Source organism: Streptomyces globosus (assembly GCF_003325375.1).
GTDB classification, from domain to species: Bacteria; Actinomycetota; Actinomycetes; order Streptomycetales; family Streptomycetaceae; genus Streptomyces; species Streptomyces globosus_A.
The window spans coordinates 1917875-1938065 of record NZ_CP030862.1; the positions used below are offsets into that span (position 1 = coordinate 1917875).

Genomic DNA, 20191 nt, shown 5'->3' on the forward strand with positions numbered 1-20191 from the left:
CGCGCCTGCCCGGCGCCCCGCCCCACCATCCCCGCCAGAGGCGGGGCCGCCGGGCAGAAACGATTCCCCCACCCCGCTCCTGCACTTTCTGCACGACATCCCCGCCCGTCGGCGGCGAAGGAGATGGTTCATGTGTCCGCTGCGCCCGTGCTGGCGTTGCGAGGGGTCTCGAAGCGGTTCGGCGCCGTCCAGGCGCTGACCGACGTAGAGCTCGAGATCCATTCCGGCGAGGTGGTCGCCCTGGTCGGCGACAACGGCGCCGGCAAGTCCACGCTCGTCAAGACGATCGCTGGCGTCCACCCCATCGATGACGGCGTCATCGAGTGGGAGGGCAGGCCGGTGGCGATCAGCAAGCCCCACGACGCCCAGAACCTGGGCATCGCGACGGTCTACCAGGACCTCGCGCTGTGCGACAACATCGACGTCGTCGGCAATCTCTTCCTCGGACGCGAGCTCAAGCGCCGCGGCGTCCTGGACGAGGTCGAGATGGAGCGCCGCGCCCGCGAGCTCCTGACCACCCTGTCCATCCGGATCCCCAGTGTCCGGATCCCCATCGCCTCGCTCTCCGGCGGCCAGCGCCAGACCGTGGCCATCGCCCGCTCCATGCTGGGCGAGCCGAAGCTGGTCATCCTCGACGAGCCCACCGCCGCCCTCGGCGTCGAGCAGACCGCACAGGTGCTCGACCTGGTGGAGCGGCTCCGCGAGCGCGGCCACGCCGTCATCCTCATCAGCCACAACATGGCCGATGTGAAGGCCGTCGCCGACCGCGTGGCGGTCCTGCGGCTGGGCCGCAACAACGGTGTCTTCAAGGTCGCCGACACCTCGCAGGAAGAGATCATCTCGGCCATCACGGGGGCCACGGACAACGCCGTGACCCGCCGCGCGGCCCGCACCGGGGAGGCCCGCAAGTGAGCACCCACCACCACCACGCGGAGGACGTGGCGAAGCTCGCCAACCCCGCGGCCCCGGCCGACGCCATCCCCGCGGTGGACCCGCGCCTGCTCGTCCGCGAGCAGGGCCTCTCGGGCTACCTGAGCGAGTTCGGCCGCAAGATGAAGGCCGGCGACCTCGGGTCCCTCCCGGTCGTCATCGGCCTGATCGTGATCTGGGGCATCTTCCAGGGCCTGAACGCGAACTTCCTCTCCCCGGAGAACCTCACCAACATCGCGATCACGATGGTCGCCACCGGCATGATGGCCGTCGGCATCATCTTCGTGCTGCTGCTCGGCGAGATCGACCTCTCCGTCGGCTCCGTCAGCGGTGTCTCGGGCGCCCTCTTCGCCGTCCTGGCGGTCACCAACGGGGTCAACGAGTGGGTGGCGGTCCTGGCGGCGATCGGCGGCGGCGCCCTGATCGGCGCAATCCACGGCTTCTTCTTCGCCAAGATCGGGGCGCCGGCCTTCGCCGTCACCCTGTCGGGCCTGCTGTTCTGGTCCGGCGCGATGCTCCAGATCCTGGGCAGCAGCGGCACGATCAACATCGACTCCGACGGTGTCGTCGGCCGGCTGACCACGTACTACTTCACGGACGTGGCCGCCGCCTACGGCCTCGCCGCGGTCGCCACGGCCGGGTACTTCCTGGCCGCCTTCAGCGACAACAAGCGCCGCGCGGCCGCGGGCGTCCCGTCCCGCCCGATGAGCGAGCTGCTGCTGCGCACCGGCCTGCTCGCCGTGTTCACCTTCGGCCCCGCCGCGGTGTTCAACCAGTACAAGGGCCTCCCGCTCGCGGTGGTGCTCTTCGTGCTCGTCCTGGTCGGAACGGACTTCCTGCTGCGCCGCACCGCCTTCGGCAGGAACGTCTTCGCCCTCGGCGGCAGCGTCGAGGCCTCCCGCCGCGCCGGCATCAACGTCACCGGGATCCGCATCGCGGTCTTCTCCATCGCGGGCACCTTCGCCGCCGTCGGCGGGCTCTTCTGGGCCTCCAAGATCGCGGCGGCGAACCAGAGCGCCGGCGCCGGCGACCTGCTGATGAACGTGATCGCGGCGGCCGTCATCGGCGGCACCAGCCTCTTCGGCGGCCGCGGCCGCACCTGGAACGCCCTCCTCGGTGTCCTGGTCATCACCTCGATCCAGTACGGTCTGGCTCTCGAGGGAATCGCCACGCCCGTCCAGTACATGATCACCGGTGCGGTGCTGCTGGCCACCGTGGTGATCGACTCGGTCACCCGCAAGACCCAGAAGACGGCCGGACGCGCCTGACGACGCGCCCCGGCGCGGTAAGACCGGTCACAGTGCCCGGCGCCACCCGTGTGGCGCCGGGCACCCGTGCGTACGTCCCCTCGTGCGCCCGTGCGGGCAATTGTGCGGATAAGCACCCGGATGTGATGTGTGGCGCCGGGGCGATCCGTGCAGGAATGACAAAGCTGTGACCCGCCTGCGGCAGCCCGATGACCGGCGCCGCCGACGGAACATTAGACTCGACAGACCAGCCAGCAACTGCAAGGAGGCACGGGTGCTGCTGACCCGCATCAAGGGACCGCGCGATCTGGACCGGCTCAGCCAGGAGGAGCTCACCGAGCTCGCCGCCGAGATCAGGTCCTTCCTCGTCGACGCCGTCTCCAAGACCGGCGGGCACCTCGGCCCCAACCTCGGTGTGGTCGAGCTGACGATCGCCCTGCACCGGGTCTTCGAATCGCCCAAGGACAAGGTCCTCTTCGACACCGGGCACCAGGCGTACGTCCACAAGCTGCTCACGGGCCGCCAGGACTTCGCCGGCCTGCGCACCAAGGGCGGCCTGTCCGGCTACCCCTCGCGCGCCGAGTCCGAGCACGACGTCATCGAGAACTCCCACGCCTCCACCGTGCTGGGCTGGGCCGACGGACTGGCCAAGGCCAACGAGGTGCTGGGCCGGACCGACCACCACGTCGCCGCCGTCATCGGCGACGGCGCGCTCACGGGCGGCATGGCCTGGGAGGCCCTCAACAACATCGCCGCCGCCAAGGACCGCCCGCTCGTCATCGTCGTCAACGACAACGAGCGCTCCTACGGCCCGACCATCGGCGGCCTCGCCAACCACCTGGCCACCCTGCGCACCACGGACGGCTACGAGCGCTTCCTGGCCCGCGGCAAGGAGATCCTGGAGCGCACCCCGGTCGTCGGGAAGCCGCTCTTCGAGACCCTGCACGGCGCCAAGAAGGGCCTGAAGGACTTCATCGCCCCGCAGGGCATGTTCGAGGACCTGGGCCTGAAGTACATCGGCCCCATCGACGGCCACGACATCGAGGCCCTGGAGTCCGCGCTCCTGCGCGCCAAGCGCTTCAGCGGGCCGGTCATCGTCCACTGCCTCACCCAGAAGGGCCGCGGCTACACGCCCGCCCTGGAGCACGAGGCGGACCGCTTCCACGCGGTGGGCGTCATCCACCCCGACACCGGCCTGCCGGTGAAGACGGCCGCCGCCAGCTGGACCTCCGTCTTCGCCGACGAGATGGTCAGGATCGGCCGCGAGCGCCCGGACATCGTCGGCATCACCGCCGCCATGCTCCACCCCGTCGGCCTGAACAAGTTCGCCGAGGAGTTCCCGGACCGCATCTACGACGTCGGCATCGCCGAGCAGCACGGCGCCACCTCGGCGGCGGGCCTGGCCACCGGCGGCGTGCACCCGGTCTTCGCCGTCTACGCCACCTTCCTCAACCGCGCCTTCGACCAGGTCCTGATGGACGTCGCGCTGCACAAGTGCGGTGTCACCTTCGTCCTGGACCGCGCCGGCGTCACCGGCGACGACGGCGCCAGCCACAACGGCATGTGGGACATGTCGATCCTCCAGGTGGTGCCCGGTCTGCGGCTCGCCGCCCCGCGCGACGCCGAGCAGCTGCGCGCCCAGCTCCGCGAGGCCGTCGAGGTCAAGGACGCCCCGACCGTCGTCCGCTTCTCCAAGGGCGTCGTCGGACCCGCCGTGCCGGCGGTCGGCCGCATCGGCGGCATGGACGTCCTGCGCCGCCCCGCGGCCGACGTCACCCGGCCGGACGTCCTGCTCGTCTCGGTGGGCGCCCTCGCCCCGATGTGCCTGGAGGTCGCCGACCTCCTCGACAAGCAGGGCATCTCCAGCACCGTCGTCGACCCGCGCTGGGTCAAGCCGGTGGACGAGGCCCTCGCCCCGCTCGCCGAGCAGCACCGCGTCGTCGTCACCGTCGAGGACAACGGCCGCGTGGGCGGTGTGGGCGCCGCCGTGTCGCAGGCCCTGCGCGACGCCGGTGTGGACGTCCCGCTGCGCGACTTCGGCATCCCGCAGCGGTTCCTCGACCACGCGCTGCGCAAGGAGATCCTGGCCGAGATCGGCCTGACCGCGCCGGACATCGCCCGGCAGGTCACCGGCCTGGTCGCCAAGCTGGACGGCCGCCTCGACAGCGAGCCGGCCGCCGCGGTCGACTAGCCGCGACCAGCCGGACGCGGGCGGCGCGCCGCCGCGGAGGGCGTGCGCGGTTGCAGCACACGGGCCGGGAGATCACCCTGGAGTGGGTGGGCCTCCCGGCCCGTTCCGTTGCGTCGTCGCCTTTCGGAGGTGCGTCGGTGAGTCCGGATCTCAACAGCCCCTTCCGCACGAAGACGGTGGAACAGTCCATCCGCGACACGGAGGAGCCGGAACACGCGCTCCGCAAGTCGCTGTCGGCCTGGGACCTGACCGTCTTCGGCGTGGGTGTCATCATCGGCACCGGCATCTTCGTCCTGACGGGCATCGCAGCGCGCAACAATGCCGGGCCGGCCACCGCCCTGTCGTTCGTCGCCGCAGGCATCGTCTGTGCGCTGGCCGCCCTGTGCTACGCCGAGTTCGCGTCCACCGTGCCGGTGGCGGGCTCGGCGTACACGTTCTCCTACGCGTCGATCGGCGAGCTGCCCGCCTGGATCATCGGCTGGGACCTCGTGCTCGAATTCGCGCTCGGCACCGCGGTCGTCGCGGTCGGCTGGTCCGGCTACATCCGCAACCTGATGCAGACGAACCTCGGCTGGGACATGCCGGCCGCGCTGTCCGGTCCGGATGCGGGCGGCACCTTCGACCTGTTCGCGTTCCTGCTGGTCCTCGCCCTGACGGCGATCCTGGTCGTCGGGACGAAGCTGTCGGCGCGGATCACCGCGATCGTCGTCGCCATCAAGGTGACCGTCGTGCTGCTGGTCATCGTCGCCGGCGTGTTCTTCATCAAGGCCGACAACTACTCGCCGTTCATCCCGCCGGCCGAGCCGCAGCCCGCCGGGGGCGGCCTCCACGCCCCCCTGGTGCAGGTGCTGTTCGGGTACGCGCCCACCAACTTCGGCGTCATGGGCATCTTCACCGCGGCCTCGCTCGTCTTCTTCGCCTTCATCGGCTTCGACGTGGTGGCGACGGCGGCGGAGGAGACGAAGAACCCGCAGCGGGACATGCCCCGCGGCATCCTGGGCTCGCTGCTCATCTGCACCGTGCTGTACGTCGCCGTGACGCTCGTGGTCACCGGCATGCAGAACTACGCGGAGATGTCGCCGAGCGCCCCGCTCGCCGAGGCGTTCAAATCGGTGAACCAGCCGTTCTTCGCGGGCGCCATCAGCCTCGGCGCCTCCGTCGGCCTGATCACCGTGTGCATGATCCTGCTGCTGGGCCAGACCCGCGTGTTCTTCGCGATGAGCCGCGACGGACTGCTGCCGCGCGTCTTCTCCGTCACCCACCCCAAGTACCGCACCCCGTACCGGGCGACGATCCTGCTCGGCGTGATCATCGCGGTCGTCGCCGGCTTCACCAGCCTGGAGAAGCTCGCCGAGCTGGTCAACATCGGCACGCTGTTCGCGTTCGTCGTGGTCGCCCTCGGCGTGATCATCCTGCGCCGGACCCGGCCCGACCTGCACCGATCCTTCCGCACGCCGCTCGTGCCGTTCATCCCGATCCTGTCGATGGCGGCCTCGCTGTGGCTGATGCTCAACCTGCCGGTCGACACGTGGATCCGCTTCGGCATCTGGATGGGCGTGGGCGTCGTCGTCTACTTCGTCTACGGGCGCCGCAACAGCCGCCTGGCCAAGGCGGGCCAGGACGCCAAGTACTGACCCCTGCAGGCACCGGGTGCGGCGGGTCCCGACCGGCCGCACCCGCCGTCTGCGCGTCAGCCCTTGGAGCCGCTCGCGGGGGACTTCTTCGCCTCCGCCGGGATCTTCTGGTCGGTGCGCAGCGCCTCCCACAGCATTCCGGCCTGCGGCTGGGCGACGACGACGCGGTTGGGGTCGACCTTGTCGTAGGCGACCGGGAGCATGATGGTCTCCATCGTCTCCGGGTTCACGCCCTTCATGCTCTGCGCGAAGTCGGCGAGCGCCGTCAGAGAGGCGAGTTCGGAGTCGGTGGTGAGCGACTTGGTGCCGGCGTCGGCGAGCTTGTACAGCCGGGCCGGGTTGCCGAGGGCGTCCTGCTTCTTCATCTCCGACAGCATGGCGATCATGAACTGCTGCTGGAGGCCTATGCGCCCGAGGTCGCTGCCGTCGCCGTAGCCGTAGCGGGTGCGGACGAACTTCAGGGACTGCTCGCCGTCGAGGCGGTGGGTGCCCGGGTCGAGCTTCAGGCCGCCCTTGGCGCCGCTCATCGGCTGGTCCAGGGTGACGGTGACGCCGCCGAGGGCGTCGACCAGGCCCTTGAAGCCGGCGAAGTCGACCTCGACGAAGTGGTCGACGCGGATCCCGGACAGCTGCTCGACGGTCTTGACCACGCAGGCCGGCCCGGCCAGCGTGTAGACCGAGTTGAACATGACCCGCTCGGCGGCCGCGACGGTCTTGCCGTCTGCCTTCCTGCATTCGGGCCGGGATATGAGGGTGTCCCGGGGGATGCTCACCGCCGTGGCCTTCGCCCGGCCCTCCGGGACGTGGATGAGCATCGCGGTGTCGGAGCGGGCGCCTGCCACGTCGCCGTGGTCGAGGTCGCCGTTGGCGCCCGCGCGCGAGTCGGAGCCGAGGACGAGGATGTTCTGGGCGCCCGGCACGACCTTCTTCGGGCGGTCGTCGCCGATCGCCTGGTCGAGGTCGACGCTGTCGATGTTGCCGTTGAGGTGGCTGTACGCCCACCAGCCGGCCCCGCCGGCCGCGAGGATGAGCACCGCCAGCGCCAGCAGTACGATCCGCAGGACGCGCTTGCCACCGCGCCGCGGCTTGCGCCGGGAGGGAGCGGGGGTGGCCGAGGGGCCGTCGGTCATGGAGGCAGTGCCCTTCTATCATCGAATGGGGTGCATCATAAGACACGCTTTCGAGTGGCTGGTTCTCTCGGGTGAACACCCCCGGCCCCAAAACGGACATATTCGTCAGAAGGGTGGACAGCTGCGTGATCCGAGGCAAAGGCAGTGACCGGACTGCCTCTTCGGCTCGCGGTGCGCAGGGCGCGCCCACGGGCGGGCCGGGTCCCCACAGCTCCTCCCCGCCCGTCGGGAACTGGCTGTTCGCCGGCGGCGACGGCCGGCTGACCGCCTACGCCTGCACCCCGCGCGGCCTGCTCCGCTGGACCGAGGCCGCCGCCCCCCGGACCGGCTGGACCGGGCCGGAGCCCTTCGAGGTCGAGGGCTGGATCGGTCCGGCCGCCATGGCCCGCAGCCGCGAGGGGTACGTGCACTTCGCCGCCCTGCGCTCCGCCGCCGGCGACTCCGGCAGCCCCGAGGTGATCGTCTCCACGCAGTTCCAGACAGGCCGCGGGATGATGGACTGGCGGGGCCTCGGCACGCCCGGGCTGCGCGGCGGCCCGGAGGACGACAGCCTGTCCGGACCGCCCCGCATCGCCGTGAACCAGCGCTCCGGCTCCACGCACGTCATCGTCTCGCTCCGCCACTCGGGCATCCTGCGGCGCAGCCGCAACCCGGAGGGTGCCTGGGGCGGTTGGAAGCCGGTGTCGGGACAGCCCTACCGCGGCGACGTGACCCCGCTCATGCCGGCCGGCGGCACCCTGGAGGTCCTCGCCCCCGGCCAGGGGCACGCCGACCACTGGACCGGCATGGGACAGGGCCGGTTCGGGCTCGCCGAACGGATCCCGACGCCGGTCGTGCCCGGCACCGCCGCCGCCTGCGAGACGGGCCCGCGCCGGGCCACGTACTTCTGGCGCTACCCCGGCGACGGCTCGCTCGTCGCCTGGCGGTCCCCCAGCCAGGGCGTCCAGGGCGGGCTGATGGGCCTCGGCGGCGCCGGCGGCCGCGGCGCACCCGGCGTCGCCCGCGCGATGCTCGGCGGCTACGACTGCACGGTCCTGGCCCAGATCGGCGCCGACGGGGACGTCGAGGTCACCGCCTACGTCACCGAGAACGAGGGCTACGGCACCTGGTGGGCCTCCCTCGGCGGGCACGGCGCCCGCGCCCCGCAGGTCGCGGTCGACGCGGCCGGCCGCGTCGTCGTCGCCGCCTTCGACGAGGAGGGCGCACCCATGTGCACGCGGCAGGACACCGCCGCCGGGGGACTGGCCTTCGGCCCGTGGGAGTACCTGGCCTGAGCCGCCGCCGGGAAGACGGCGGCCCGGCCGCGTCGGGCGGCCGGGCCCGTACGCGTCAGCCCCGCCCCGGCAGCGGCATCCGCTGGGCGACCTCCACGGTGAGGCCCCCGTCCTCCGCGTAGTACGGCGTGGCGGCCAGCTCCATCGCCTGCGCGCCCGGAGCGTCGGCGATGCGCACCGGCATCCGCGCGGTGGAGTCCAGGTCGGCCGCCCGGCGCGTGCCGAGCCGCACCTCCTGGGTCACGCCCTCGAAGCTCACCGACAGGTACAGGTCCCAGGTGCCCGGCGGGAGCGGCCAGCCGCTGGAGGTCTGCGCCAGGTTGACCCGCGCCGAGAAGCGGCCCATGGCGCGCGTCTTGCCCTTGGCGTTGGCCAGCGTGTCGTCCCGGCGGGCCGTCACCGCGTGGCTCTCCTGCGCACCGGTGAACCGCTCGCGCAGCACGACGCGCGTCGCGCGGTCCTTCGTCGACAGCTGCTCGAAGAAGGCGTAGCCGTCCAGGAGCAGCATCGCCCCGTCCCAGCGGGCCTTCTGCAGCTGATGGCTGACGGTCATGTCGGCGGTGATGTCGAACAGCTCGTCCGGCAGCCCGACCTGCGGGTCGCGGAAGAACGGCAGGGTGGTGAAGACCCGCCCGCCCTCCACGGTCTTGCGGACCGCGGGCCGGTCCTTGTCCGCCTCGAACGCCGCCATCTTCTGCGCCTCGGCGAGCCGGCCCTGCGCGAGCAGGGCGAAGCGGACCGCCACCATCCGCGGCAGCAGCGCCAGGGCGCCCGGGGTGGCCTGCGTGCGCAGCACCTCGGCGGCCTCCCACAGCGTCCGGTCCCGCTCCGCCGGGTCGGCGGCCGACAGCAGCGCCGTCGCGGTGGCCTTTCCGAGCTCCACCTCCAGGTGCCGCGACTGGAGCCGGTCGCGGCGCGGCCCCTCGGGCACCTGCGAGGCGACCAGCGCCAGCATCCGGGAGGCCAGCGCGACCCGGTCCGACAGCGTCGCCCGGTGCGCCGGGTCCGGGCCCTTGACCACGCAGGTCGCGTCGCCGACGACGGAGACGTTGTCCGCCGCGATGAACGCCCCGGCCGTGAAGACCTGTTCGTCGCCCATCGGCATGTCGGTGGGGAAGGACAGCCCGCGCCGGTGCAGCAGGCTGGTCCGGAACAGCTTGTCGGGGCTCAGCGACCAGTACGCGCGCGAGGACCAGGCGTCGGTGTACGCCTGGTTCTTGCGGAACATGGCCGTCGGGACGGTGTGCCGGCCGGAGCTCTCCAGCTTGCCGAGGACGACGTCCGCCTCGTTCGCGTCGGCCGCGGCGACCATCCGCTCCAGGGCGTCCGGAGCCAGCCGGTCCACCGCCTCCAGGAAGATCACGTACCGGCCGCGGACCTGGCTGAGCGCCCAGTTGCGGGCCGCCGCCGGACTGAGGCCCTGCGTCACCTGCCCGACCCGGACGAACGACGGGTACTGGTGCGCGGCCCGGGCCAGGACGGACCCGCTCTCGTCTGTCGACCCGTCGTCGACGCCGATGACCTCCAGCCGGTCCGTGCCGATCGTCTGGACGAAGAGGGAGGCCAGGCAGGCGTCGAGCGCCGCCGCCTGGTTGCTCACCCGGACCGCGACGGAGACGTCCTTGATGTCGGCGGGGTGCACGACGGCGCTGTTCATGCTGCGGGGTTCCTCATCGGTCGGTCGCGGACGGTGCGGTGCGGGGCCACGGCATCTCGCCGGTCAGCTCGGGCCACTGCCAGGGCCGGAAGGCGACCTCCGACGGCTGCACGGGGAACGCCCCCGGCACGGCGTCGAGCGGGCCGGTGAAGACGTTGACGTGCGAGGTCAGCTTCTCGCCGGCCGGGGTCGCGACGGTGTACGCGAAGCGGTCGTAGCCGGTGAAGCCGGGGGCCGGGGTGTAGGTGACCCAGCCGTCGTACGACAGCTGCGCGTCGCCGTTGCGGGGCGCCGTCACGGTGACGGCCGTGCACCCCGGGGGACACGCCGACAGGACGTTGACCGAACCGGAGCCGCCCGGTTCGGCCGTCAGCCGCAGCCCGCGGGCGACGGGCCGGCGCAGCGGCAGCGCCTCCGCGTCGAGCCGCCCGGTGCGGGTCGTCCTGCGGCCCGTCGGATCCGGTACGCCGACCATGATCTGCGGGCGGATGCGCGGCTCGGCCGCGGTGTCGCGGACGCGCAGGTGCAGCACGCCGGCGGCGTTCTCGCCGGGCTCGGCCCGCAGCCGGAACCAGCGCTGCCGCGGGAAGAACTCCAGCCCCTGCACGCCGACGACCTCGGCGGATTCGGTGAGCGGCGCCTGGAGCAGGTACGCGCAGCCGCGCGGGGCGCCCCCGTCGGGCGCCACGGACAGGCCGAGCTGGAACGTCTCGCCGGGCGCCACGCCGCGGCGGGGGTCGGCGGAGCTGTACAGCGCCGCGTACACGGCGCCCTGGGCGGGGTCCTCGCCGAGGGCCCGGCCCCGGCACAGGAGGTGGTTCACGGGCCGGACTCCTCAGGCGCCGGGGAAGGTGGACACGCGGGACGCGGTGCGCCGGCGGAACGTCTCCTCGTCCAGCCAGCCCATCTCGTCGTAGTCGAAGCGGGTGCGGTCGAGGCCGCGGCCCCAGTGGGCCGGGATGACGCCCTGCTCCAGCAGGCTGCGCGCCACGAAGCGCGCGCACTCGATCGCGCCCTCGGCCCGCACGTGCACGTTGTCCCCGTCGAGGACGTTCGGCTGGAGCGGCTCGCCGCGGCGCAGGTAGGTGAAGACCGCCTTGGTCGCCTCCGGCCCGAGCTCCTCCCACCACTGCAGGCTCTGCCCGTACAGGTCGACGACCGGTACGTGCTCGTCCTCGGCGAGCTGCCGGGCGGCCAGGGTGTAGTCGCCGAGGAACCGGGCGACGTTGCCGTGCCGGTCGATCCGCCGCCGCTCGTAGCCCAGCATCACCACGGGGTGGCCCTGCCGCTCCCGCGCCCCGTGCACGTAGGCGGCCATCTGCTCCGTGAAGGAGGAGAACGGCTCGGTGTGCAGGCCGGGGTCCGGTTTGATGTCGTTCTGGCCGAAGGAGAAGAGCAGGTAGTCGCCCGGGGCCATGTCCTCCAGGATCCACTGGAGCCGGCCGCGCTCGCGAAAGCTCTTCGAACTGGCCCGTGCGCGGGCGCAGTTGACGACCTCCACCGCCTCCGTGAGGAAGAGGGGGAGGGCCTGCGTCCATCCCGCCATGGGCAGGAAGGTGTACGGGCGGCCCACCGCGTTGGAGCCGCCCGCCACGTAGATCCGCGGCCGCCGTGCCTGCTGCTGTTCGGGTGCGTACGTCACGCCTAGACCCCCTGGTCCTCCGTGGTCCGGATGAGGACCTCCGCGAGCGCCGCCTCGAACCCGGAGCGCTGCGACGCCGGGACGGAGGTCGGGTCCTGCTTGCGGACGTCGATCACATGGCCGGTCATCTCGGAGACGAGGACGTCGAGGGACGTCAGGGCCACCGACTCGGAGGTGAGCAGCGAGCCCTCCGGCTCCTGGCCGAACGCCTTCGTGCGCATCGGGGTGGCGGTGCGCTCCGGGTTGACGCAGTTGACGCGGATGCCGTCCTCGGCCCACTCGTCGGCGAGGGCCTGGGTCAGGTTCACCATGGCCGCCTTCGTCGAGGAGTACAGGCTGTACTCGGCGCGGCCCCGGGTGTAGCTGCTGGAGGTGAACAGCAGCAGCTGGCCCCCCGTCTCGCTGAGGTACTTGTAGGCGCTGCGGGCGATGTTCACCGGCGCGAGGTAGTTGACCTCCAGCGCCTCGCGGACGGTGGCGTCGTCGGTGTCGGCGAGGCGGCCGACGCGGAGCACCCCCGCGGTGTTGACGACGTAGTCGATGCGGCCCGTCTCGGCGTAGGCCCCGGACAGCGCCTCCTCGACGTGGTCCGGGTTCTCGACGTGGGTGCCGGTGGTCGATCGGCCCATCGCGAAGACGCGGGCGCCGAAGCCCTCGGCGATCCGCGCGATGTCGGCGCCGATGCCGTACGAGCCGCCGAAGACCACCATCGTCTTGCCGGCCAGCTGCTCGCGGTAGGCGGCCTCGCCGGCCTGCGCGGGCGCGGCGTGCGAGGCGAGCTGGAACAGCTTGTCGGCGATGAAGACGTCGACGGGCTGCGTCACCTTCATGTTGTAGTCGTCGCCCGTGACCACGTGGACGGGGACGTCCGGCAGGTACTTGACGACGACGGAGCAGTCGTCGGTCGCCTGGAAGAACGGGTCCGCGGCGGCCCGCTCGTAGGCGGCGGCGATCGTGGAGAGGCGGAAGCCCTGCGGGGTCTGGCCGCGGCGCAGGCGCGAGCGGTCGGGGACCTCGGTGATGAACTCGCCGTCGTCGCCGTGGGTGCGGGTGACGATGACGGTGTCGGAGGAGGGGATCGCGACGTCGACGGCCTGGTACCGCTCCAGGGACTCGACGCACTCGCGGACCACGCGCTGCGACAGCAGCGGGCGCACCGCGTCGTGGAAGAGGAGGTTGCAGTCCTCGCCGCCGGCGAGCCGCTCGGAGGCGGCCCGGATGGCGATGCGGGTGGTCTCGCTGCGGGTGGCGCCGCCGGCCAGCACGCCGGTCACCTTGGAGAGGCGGGCCTTCTCCACGATGCGGCGGGCGTCGTCCACGTACGCCGGGGTCATCAGGAGGACGACCTCGTCGACGTCCGGCGCGTTCTCGAAGATGTGGAGGGTGTGCTCCAGGATCGACCTGCCGGCGATCTTGAGGAGCTGCTTCGGTATTTCGAGCCCGATGCGCTGGCCGGTCCCCCCGGCGAGCACGACGGCGATGGTGCGGCGGGGGGCGGGATGGGAGGACAAGGGTCTCCTACTTCCTGGGCTGGGGTGCGGCACAGCGGGCCCATGCGGGGGTGTGCGGGGGAGGGGCGGGGCGCGGGCCGGCTACACGGTGGACGCCGCCTCGTCGGGGTACTCGACGGGGAAGTCGCTCAGCCCCCGCCGGTAGAGGTCGTTGGCGGCCGCGTTGAAGCGGACGATGGACGGCGGGTACTCGCCGCCCAGCAGGTACTCCTTGAGCTGCTCGCGGTAGGGGGCCATCCGGTCCTGCTCCGGGTTGAGCGTCGCCTCGATGGCCTCGGTCAGCCCGTTGCAGTCGGCGTCCAGCAGGTACGAGGCGTACGCGGTGCGCTGCTCGTTGCGGAAGTCCTGGTCGGGCAGGCCCTCCAGGTTGAAGATCGCGTACGGCTTGAGCGTGGCCACGAAGTCGGAGACGACGCTCGACATGTCGCCGATGAGCAGGTCCGAGTGGTTGAAGCAGTCGTAGAGGGCGGGGATCCGCTCGGTCACCACGTGGTGCGCGGCGTCCGGGACGGCGCTCCAGTACAGGGCGCCGGCCTGGTTGCGGCTGCGCCGGATGCGGGCGGTCCGCTCCTCCTCGGTGAGGTCGGGGTACTTGGATCGGACGCCGCGCTCGGACAGCTCGGCGATGCGCTTGTCGATCCGGGCGAGCTTCTTCGCGGCGGCCTTGGAGTCGGTCATGTTGCGGCCGAAGCGCCGGGCGTTGTCCTCCTCCAGGAGGGCGATGACGCGGCGGTGCGCGGCGGCGGCCTCGGCGGAGCGCGAGCCGGTGAGCGGGTGCGGCTTGTAGATGATGCGGATCTCGCGGTCGTACGCGAGCAGCGCCTTGATCAGTTTCTCGCCGGCCGGGATGACGGAGGTGTAGCAGGCGTCGTCGGTCCAGCCCTCCCAGGTGGGGGCGTAGATGACGGTGGGCACGGGGCCGGCGACGCGGCCGGTCCAGCGGTGCAGGGGCATCAGCTGGGGGCGGCCGACCTCGACGATCTGGTTCGGGGAGACGGCGTGCTTGATGCGCTCGTAGCGGTCGCGGCCGGCCCGGCCGGCCACCCAGATCTCGTCGAAGACCTTGCTGACGCGGTTGCTGCTGGCGAGCTTGTCGCTGTCGCCGTGGCCGATGAAGACGTGCTTGACCTCGGCGCGCTGGAGCATGTGGACGTTCTTGCCCGCATTGCCGGGGTACAGGGCGACGCGCAGCTCGGGCATCTCGATGCGCGCGAGGTTGTCGGCCTTGGGGATGCAGATGACCGGCACCGGCGTCGCGTCCAGGTACCGCAGGGTGGCCCGCTCGCGCAGCACGATGATGGGGCGCAGGTCCAGGGCCTCCAGCGACTCCAGCCACATGTTCACCTGGTACATGAAGTCTTTGGAGATGGCGGCGAAGGTGAAGTACAGCGCGACCTGGGGGCGGTATTCGGCCAACTGGTGGTTGAGCTCGTCGATGGCCTCGTCGGCGGTCGGGAGCTTCAGCGCGTTGCGCGCGTCGGGCACGAGCACCAGCAGGGAGAAGTAGGCGAGGAAGACCGTGGTGATCATGCCGTACGTGACCCAGCGCCAGTCGTCCGTCCCGATCGTGGCGAGCGAGCCGGCGACCAGCGGGATGTCCAGGTGGAGGGTCTTGCGGACGTGCTTGTTCACCAGGAACGGGTGGGGCATGCGGCGGATGCCGAGCGCCTCCAGGTCCAGCCCGCGGGTGGTGAACGGCAGCTCGTTGCGCATCTTGCGGACGTGCTTGAGCAGGGCGCCGTAGGCGAGCTGGAGGATGAACAGCAGGAGCAGGCCGATGGTGGTCATCTGCGCCACGAACGACTCGATGTCGGCGACCGCGCCGCACAGGCCCAGCAGCAGGAACTGCCGGATCAGGAAGCGCATGGTGAGGCCGAAGCGGGAGTCGCGCAGTCGTTCGAGCGTCGTCGACTCGGTGTTGTGGAGCATCAGGTCGGCGACGTAGCTCAGCGCGGCGCAGCCGGCGAAAAGCGGGAGGGAGACGAACGCGACCGCGACCAGCATGCCCAGGAAGCTGAGGATGAGCCCAGTGGTGATCAGAACGCCGAGTACGGCGCGCAGCCGCTTGGAGCCCATGGATGCGGAGCCTCCCCCATGGAGGTATAAGAATCGCGTGAAGTGTCGCAGTAGTATAAGCAGCCTCATGGAGGGCCCCTGAACACGCCGTGAACCGCGGGCCAATATTTACCGGCGCAGCCCGGGAATATGCCGCGGCACATCCGCCGCCGCCCCGCTCACACGGTGAAGCCGTACACCGTCAGCTCGCGCCGGTCGTGCGCCTTCACGGAAAATCCCAGGCACAAAGCGGGCTGCGAAGCCGCCTGGCGGACGGCCAGCCCCTCGGGCTCCCGGTAGGGCAGGTCCGGAGCCACGGTCACGTGGTGGCGCCCCTGCGGCCGGCCCGTGCGCACGTCGATCGCGGACACGTACGTGTTGCCGCCCGACTTCCTCGGGTTGCTTCCGTTTTTCCCGGTGTACGGCTTGCCGGTCAGTACGTACACGTAGTCCCCGTGCAGTGCACAGCCCTGGAACCATTCCTCTTCCTTGACCTGCACGCCCGCCTTGATCGTCTGGGCGGGGGTGAACCGCCCCGCGAGGAAGTCCTCCATGCCGTACACGGAGAACCGGTGCAGCCCGCCCTGCTGATGGCTGACCAGGACGCGCCCACCCGCCAGGTCGAGGGCGGGGCAGACGTCCGCCGCCCCGGGCACCGGGTCGAAATGCCGAACCGATTCATCGGAACTGTTCAGCACCGCTCCGTCCCTGAACGGCACCCGCACCACCGTACGGCCATAGCCGCTCTTCGGATCGGCCCGGCCTTCCAGCCATATGTACGTGCGCGGCCCCGTCGGCTCCACACCGAAGGAAATTCCGTGGCCGAAGCCCCGGAGATACATGTGCCCGAGCGTAATCCCCGAACCGGTCATCCTGGTCAGGCACATATCGCCGGCGGACTTGCGGTCCCCGTACGCGACCGGCCCCGCCTCCCCGTCGAGGAGGAGGCCGCCCTGCACGGTCTGGAGCGTGAACACCTGCCCGTTGGTGTCGTCGAACGCGAACGACTGCGGCCCCGTCGAGTTGAACAGCGCGGACGGCGCCAGGACCTCCGCGCCCGTGCGCATGTCGAAGGCGCCCACCACCGGCTGCGAGGCGCCCCGCCAGCCCGATCCGAAGCCGAACCCGAACGCGGACCCCGACTCCTGCCCGGGGCGCAGCGCCCACGCCGCACCGCCCGCGGTCACCGCAGCGGCCGTCGCGCCGCCCCCGAAGAGCACGCTCCGGCGGCTGAAAATCCTCTTGTCGTCCGCCACGGGCCGTATTCTGCCAGCCCCTGCGGCGCGCCCCGCCGAAACCCCCGGCCGAACGCGGCGGACGCCCGCCCCCGGACGGGGGGACGGGCGTCCGCGGTGCTCACGCGGCGTCAGGCCGCCGCGCGGCGGTTCAGGCCGGCACGCTCGCGACGCCCGGAGCCAGGAACCGCTTGCCGTTCACGCGCTCCGAGACGCCCTCGCGGTCCAGGTACGGCGTGATGCCGCCCAGGTGGAAGGGCCAGCCGGCGCCCGTGATGAGGCAGAGGTCGATGTCCTGGGCCTCGGCCACGACACCCTCCTCCAGCATCAGGCCGATCTCCTGCGCCACCGCGTCCAGGACCCGGTCGCGCACCTGCTCCTCGGTCAGCACCGACTCGCCCTGCACCAGGAGGGCGGCGACGTCCGGGTCCAGCTCCGGCTTGCCGGAATCGTACACGTAGAAGCCCCGCTTGCCGGCCTCGACGACCGCCTTCAGGTTGGGGGAGACCGTGAAACGCTCCGGGAAGGACCGGTTCAGCGTCTCCGACACGTGCAGGCCGATCGCCGGGCCGACGAGCTCCAGCAGCACCAGCGGCGACATCGGCAGGCCGAGCGGCTCGATGGCCTTCTCCGCCGTCTCGACCGGGGTGCCCTCGTCGATGACGTTCTGGATCTCGCCCATGAAGCGGGTCAGGATGCGGTTCACGACGAACGCCGGGGCGTCCTTGGTGAGCACCGCCGTCTTCTTCAGCTTCTTGGCGACGGCGAACGCCGTGGCGAGCGAGGCGTCGTCCGTCTGCTCGCCGCGGACGATCTCCAGCAGCGGCAGGACGGCGACCGGGTTGAAGAAGTGGAAGCCGACCACGCGCTCGGGGTGCTTCAGCTTCGAGGCCATCTCGCTGACCGACAGCGAGGAGGTGTTGGTGGCGAGGATCGCGTGCGCCGGGGCGACCGCCTCGACCTCCGCGAACACCTTCTGCTTGACCGACATCTCCTCGAAGACGGCCTCGATGACGAAGTCCGCGTCCGCGAAGCCCTCGGCCTTGTCCAGGACGCCGCTCACCAGCGCCTTGAGGCGGTTGGCCTTGTCCTGGTTGATGCGGCCCTTGCCCAGCAGCTTCTCGATCTCGGCGTGGACGTAGCCCACACCCCTGTCGACGCGCTCCTGGTCGATGTCCGTCAGGACGACCGGCACCTCCAGGCGGCGCAGGAACAGCAGCGCCAGCTGCGAGGCCATCAGGCCCGCACCGACGACGCCGACCTTGGACACCGGGCGCGCCAGGCTCTTGTCCGGGGCGCCGGCCGGGCGCTTGCCGCGCTTCTGGACCAGGTTGAAGGCGTAGATGCCCGAGCGGAGCTCGCCGCCCATGATGAGGTCGGCCAGCGCCGTGTCCTCGGCGTCGAAGCCCTTCTGCAGGTCGCCGTCCTTGGCCTCCGCGATGATGTCGAGCGCGCGGTAGGCGGCCGGGGCGGCGCCGTGCACCTTGGAGTCCGCGAACGCGCGGCCCTTGGCCACGGCCGCGTCCCAGGCCTCGCCGCGGTCGACCTCGGGGCGCGCGACCTCGGTCTCGCCCTTCAGTACGCGGGCCGTCCACAGCAGGGACTGCTCCAGGAAGTCCGCACCGTCGAAGAGCGCGTCGGCGATGCCGAGCTCGAAGACCTGCCTGCCCTTCAGCTGGCGGTTCTGGTTCAGCGAGTTCTCGATGATCACCGAGACGGCCCGCTCGGCGCCGATCAGGTTCGGCAGGATGGTGCAGCCGCCCCAGCCGGGGACCAGGCCGAGGAAGACCTCGGGCAGGGAGAACGCCGGGATGGCCTTCGACACCGTGCGGTAGGTGCAGTGCAGGCCGACCTCGACGCCGCCGCCCATCGCCGCGCCGTTGTAGTAGGCGAAGGTGGGGACGGCCAGCGCGGCGAGCCGCTTGAAGACGTCGTGCCCGCCCTTGCCGATGGCCAGCGCCTCGTCGTGCTGCTTCAGCAGCTCGACGCCCTTGAGGTCGGCGCCGACCGCGAAGATGAACGGCTTGCCGGTGATGCCCGCGCCGACGATGGAGCCGGCCAGGGCCTCCTGCTCGACCTGGTCGATCGCCGCGTTCAGGTTGGCCAGCGACTGCGGGCCGAACGTCGTCGGCTTGGTGTGGTCGAAGCCGTTGTCCAGCGTGATGAGCGCGAAGCGCCCCGCGCCGAACGGCAGTTCCAGGTGGCGGACGTGCGCCGACGTGACGACCTCGTCCGGGAACAGCTCGGCCGCGCCCTTCAGGAGCTCAGCGGTGGTGCTCACTTGGACTCTCCCTCGGCGAAGTGCGGGTTCTCCCAGATGACCGTCGCGCCCATGCCGAAGCCCACGCACATGGTGGTCAGGCCGTAGCGGACGTGCGGCTGCTCCTCGAACTGGCGGGCCAGCTGCGTCATCAGGCGGACGCCGGAGGAGGCCAGCGGGTGGCCGAACGCGATGGCGCCGCCGTACTGGTTCACGCGGGCGTCGTCGTCGGCGATGCCGTAGTGCTCCAGGAACGCGAGGACCTGGACGGCGAAGGCCTCGTTGATCTCGAACAGGCCGATGTCCTCGATGGACAGGCCGGCCTGCGCCAGCGCCTTCTCGGTGGCCGGGATCGGGCCGTAGCCCATGACCTCCGGCTCGACGCCGGCGAAGGCGTACGACACGAGGCGCATCTTGACCGGGAGGTTGTTCTCGCGGGCGAAGTCCTCGGACGCGATGACCGCGGCGGTGGCGCCGTCGTTGAGGCCGGCGGCGTTGCCCGCGGTGACCCGGCCGTGCGTACGGAACGGGGTCTTCAGGTTCGCCAGGTTCTCCAGCGTGGTGCCCGGGCGCATCGGCTCGTCGGACGTGACGAGGCCCCAGCCGGTCTCGCCGACCTCGGGGTTGGTGTTGCGCACCGAGATCGGGACCAGGTCCTGCTGGATCTTGCCGTCGGCGTACGCCTTGGCGGCCTTCTCCTGCGAGCGCACCGCGTACTGGTCGGCGCGGAGCTTGGTGATCGTCGGGTACCGGTCGTGCAGGTTCTCGGCGGTCATGCCCATGAACAGGGCGGACTCGTCGACCAGCTTCTCGGAGACGAACCGCGGGTTCGGGTCGACGCCCTCGCCCATCGGGTGGCGGCCCATGTGCTCGACACCGCCGGCGATGGCGACGTCGTACGCACCGAAGGCCACACCGCCCGCGACGGCGGTCACGGCGGTCAGCGCGCCGGCGCACATGCGGTCGATGGAGTAGCCCGGGACGGACTGCGGCAGGCCCGCGAGGATGCCGGCCGTGCGGCCGATTGTCAGGCCCTGGTCGCCGATCTGGGTGGTGGCGGCGATCGCCACCTCGTCGATCTTCTTCGCGTCCAGGTCCGGGTTGCGGCGCAGCAGCTCCCGGATCGCCTTCACGACGAGGTCGTCGGCGCGGGTCTCGTGGTAGATGCCCTTCGGGCCCGCCTTGCCGAACGGGGTGCGGACGCCGTCGACGAAGACGACGTCCCTGACGGTACGAGGCACGTTGGCTCTCCTCCAGGTGCGGGATGGCACTGCTGCGCGCGGGCGGCCCTGCCAACGGCTGAGCGCCCGCTCACCCGCCATGCTACTTGCGGGTAACCGGTGTGGACACCCCCGCGCCGAGGAGCGGCGAACGTCACACACCGCGACGGGCCTCCCGGCCGGCTCGGGAACGCCGGGGCCCCGC

At 71.5% G+C, this 20191-nt stretch carries 14 protein-coding genes; 5 read left to right on the forward strand and 9 right to left on the reverse strand.

Annotated features, from left to right (window positions below; all coding sequences use genetic code 11):
* Positions 1 to 123: 123 nt before the first annotated feature.
* The 4 genes from C0216_RS08885 to C0216_RS08900 all read left to right on the forward strand — a co-directional run bounded on the left by C0216_RS08885 (position 124) and on the right by C0216_RS08900 (position 6002).
* Positions 124 to 912 (forward strand): ATP-binding cassette domain-containing protein, encoded by a 789-nt coding sequence (locus tag C0216_RS08885; RefSeq protein WP_114054742.1) that lies wholly within the window; start codon positions 124 to 126, stop codon positions 910 to 912.
* Between the two features lie 26 nt (positions 913 to 938).
* A complete protein-coding gene (locus tag C0216_RS08890) occupies positions 939 to 2198 on the forward strand; it encodes a sugar ABC transporter permease (RefSeq protein ID WP_246042796.1) in 1260 nt (419 codons plus the stop codon).
* Between the two features lie 253 nt (positions 2199 to 2451).
* A complete protein-coding gene (gene dxs, locus C0216_RS08895) occupies positions 2452 to 4368 on the forward strand; it encodes a 1-deoxy-D-xylulose-5-phosphate synthase (protein ID WP_114054744.1) in 1917 nt (638 codons plus the stop codon).
* Between the two features lie 137 nt (positions 4369 to 4505).
* Positions 4506 to 6002, forward strand: a complete 1497-nt coding sequence (locus tag C0216_RS08900) for an amino acid permease (RefSeq protein WP_114054745.1) — start codon at positions 4506 to 4508, stop codon at positions 6000 to 6002.
* 56 nt (positions 6003 to 6058) lie between these two features.
* On the opposite strand, the gene C0216_RS08905 is transcribed toward C0216_RS08900, so the two are convergent.
* Entirely contained in the window at positions 6059 to 7132 is a 1074-nt protein-coding gene (locus C0216_RS08905; protein ID WP_114054746.1) for an LCP family protein, read from the reverse strand.
* A 125-nt stretch (positions 7133 to 7257) separates the two neighbouring features.
* Here C0216_RS08905 and C0216_RS33370 point away from each other — a divergent pair, with 125 nt between their 5' ends.
* On the forward strand, positions 7258 to 8406 hold the full coding sequence (locus C0216_RS33370) for a hypothetical protein (RefSeq protein ID WP_162793146.1): 1149 nt from the start codon (positions 7258 to 7260) through the stop codon (positions 8404 to 8406).
* Between the two features lie 55 nt (positions 8407 to 8461).
* On the opposite strand, the gene C0216_RS08915 is transcribed toward C0216_RS33370, so the two are convergent.
* The 8 genes from C0216_RS08915 to C0216_RS08950 all read right to left on the reverse strand — a co-directional run bounded on the left by C0216_RS08915 (position 8462) and on the right by C0216_RS08950 (position 20007).
* Positions 8462 to 10063: a glycosyltransferase family 2 protein gene (locus C0216_RS08915; protein ID WP_114054747.1), complete on the reverse strand. Its 1602-nt coding sequence runs from the start codon at positions 10061 to 10063 to the stop codon at positions 8462 to 8464.
* Positions 10064 to 10076: 13 nt separating this feature from the next.
* The gene (locus C0216_RS34060) at positions 10077 to 10886 is read right to left on the reverse strand and encodes an Ig-like domain-containing protein (RefSeq protein ID WP_114054748.1); all 810 of its coding nucleotides are present in this window, start codon (positions 10884 to 10886) and stop codon (positions 10077 to 10079) included.
* Between the two features lie 12 nt (positions 10887 to 10898).
* Positions 10899 to 11705, reverse strand: coding sequence for a rhamnogalacturonan acetylesterase (locus C0216_RS08925; protein WP_114054749.1), 807 nt, complete (start codon positions 11703 to 11705; stop codon positions 10899 to 10901).
* A gap of 2 nt (positions 11706 to 11707) precedes the next feature.
* The gene (locus C0216_RS08930) at positions 11708 to 13216 is read right to left on the reverse strand and encodes a bifunctional cytidylyltransferase/SDR family oxidoreductase (protein WP_114054750.1); all 1509 of its coding nucleotides are present in this window, start codon (positions 13214 to 13216) and stop codon (positions 11708 to 11710) included.
* A gap of 81 nt (positions 13217 to 13297) precedes the next feature.
* On the reverse strand, positions 13298 to 15292 hold the full coding sequence (locus tag C0216_RS08935; RefSeq protein ID WP_114054751.1) for a hypothetical protein: 1995 nt from the start codon (positions 15290 to 15292) through the stop codon (positions 13298 to 13300).
* A 158-nt stretch (positions 15293 to 15450) separates the two neighbouring features.
* Positions 15451 to 16527 (reverse strand): signaling protein, encoded by a 1077-nt coding sequence (locus C0216_RS08940; RefSeq protein WP_114054752.1) that lies wholly within the window; start codon positions 16525 to 16527, stop codon positions 15451 to 15453.
* Positions 16528 to 16657: 130 nt separating this feature from the next.
* Positions 16658 to 18787, reverse strand: coding sequence for a 3-hydroxyacyl-CoA dehydrogenase NAD-binding domain-containing protein (locus C0216_RS08945; protein ID WP_114054753.1), 2130 nt, complete (start codon positions 18785 to 18787; stop codon positions 16658 to 16660).
* Complete coding sequence (locus C0216_RS08950; RefSeq protein WP_114054754.1) at positions 18784 to 20007, reverse strand: thiolase family protein; 1224 nt, start codon at positions 20005 to 20007, stop codon at positions 18784 to 18786. The genes C0216_RS08945 and C0216_RS08950 overlap by 4 nt, the downstream gene beginning before the upstream one ends.
* Between the last annotated feature and the right edge of the window lie 184 nt (positions 20008 to 20191).

Excerpts from the sequence above, each read along its gene's own strand:
- C0216_RS08885 (WP_114054742.1), top strand. The coding sequence starts at position 124 with ATGGTTCATGTGTCCGCTGCGCCCGTGCTGGCGTTGCGAGGGGTCTCG.
- C0216_RS08905 (WP_114054746.1), bottom strand. The coding sequence starts at position 7,132 with ATGACCGACGGCCCCTCGGCCACCCCCGCTCCCTCCCGGCGCAAGCCG.
- C0216_RS08915 (WP_114054747.1), bottom strand. The coding sequence starts at position 10,063 with ATGAACAGCGCCGTCGTGCACCCCGCCGACATCAAGGACGTCTCCGTC.
- C0216_RS08935 (WP_114054751.1), bottom strand. The coding sequence starts at position 15,292 with ATGGGCTCCAAGCGGCTGCGCGCCGTACTCGGCGTTCTGATCACCACT.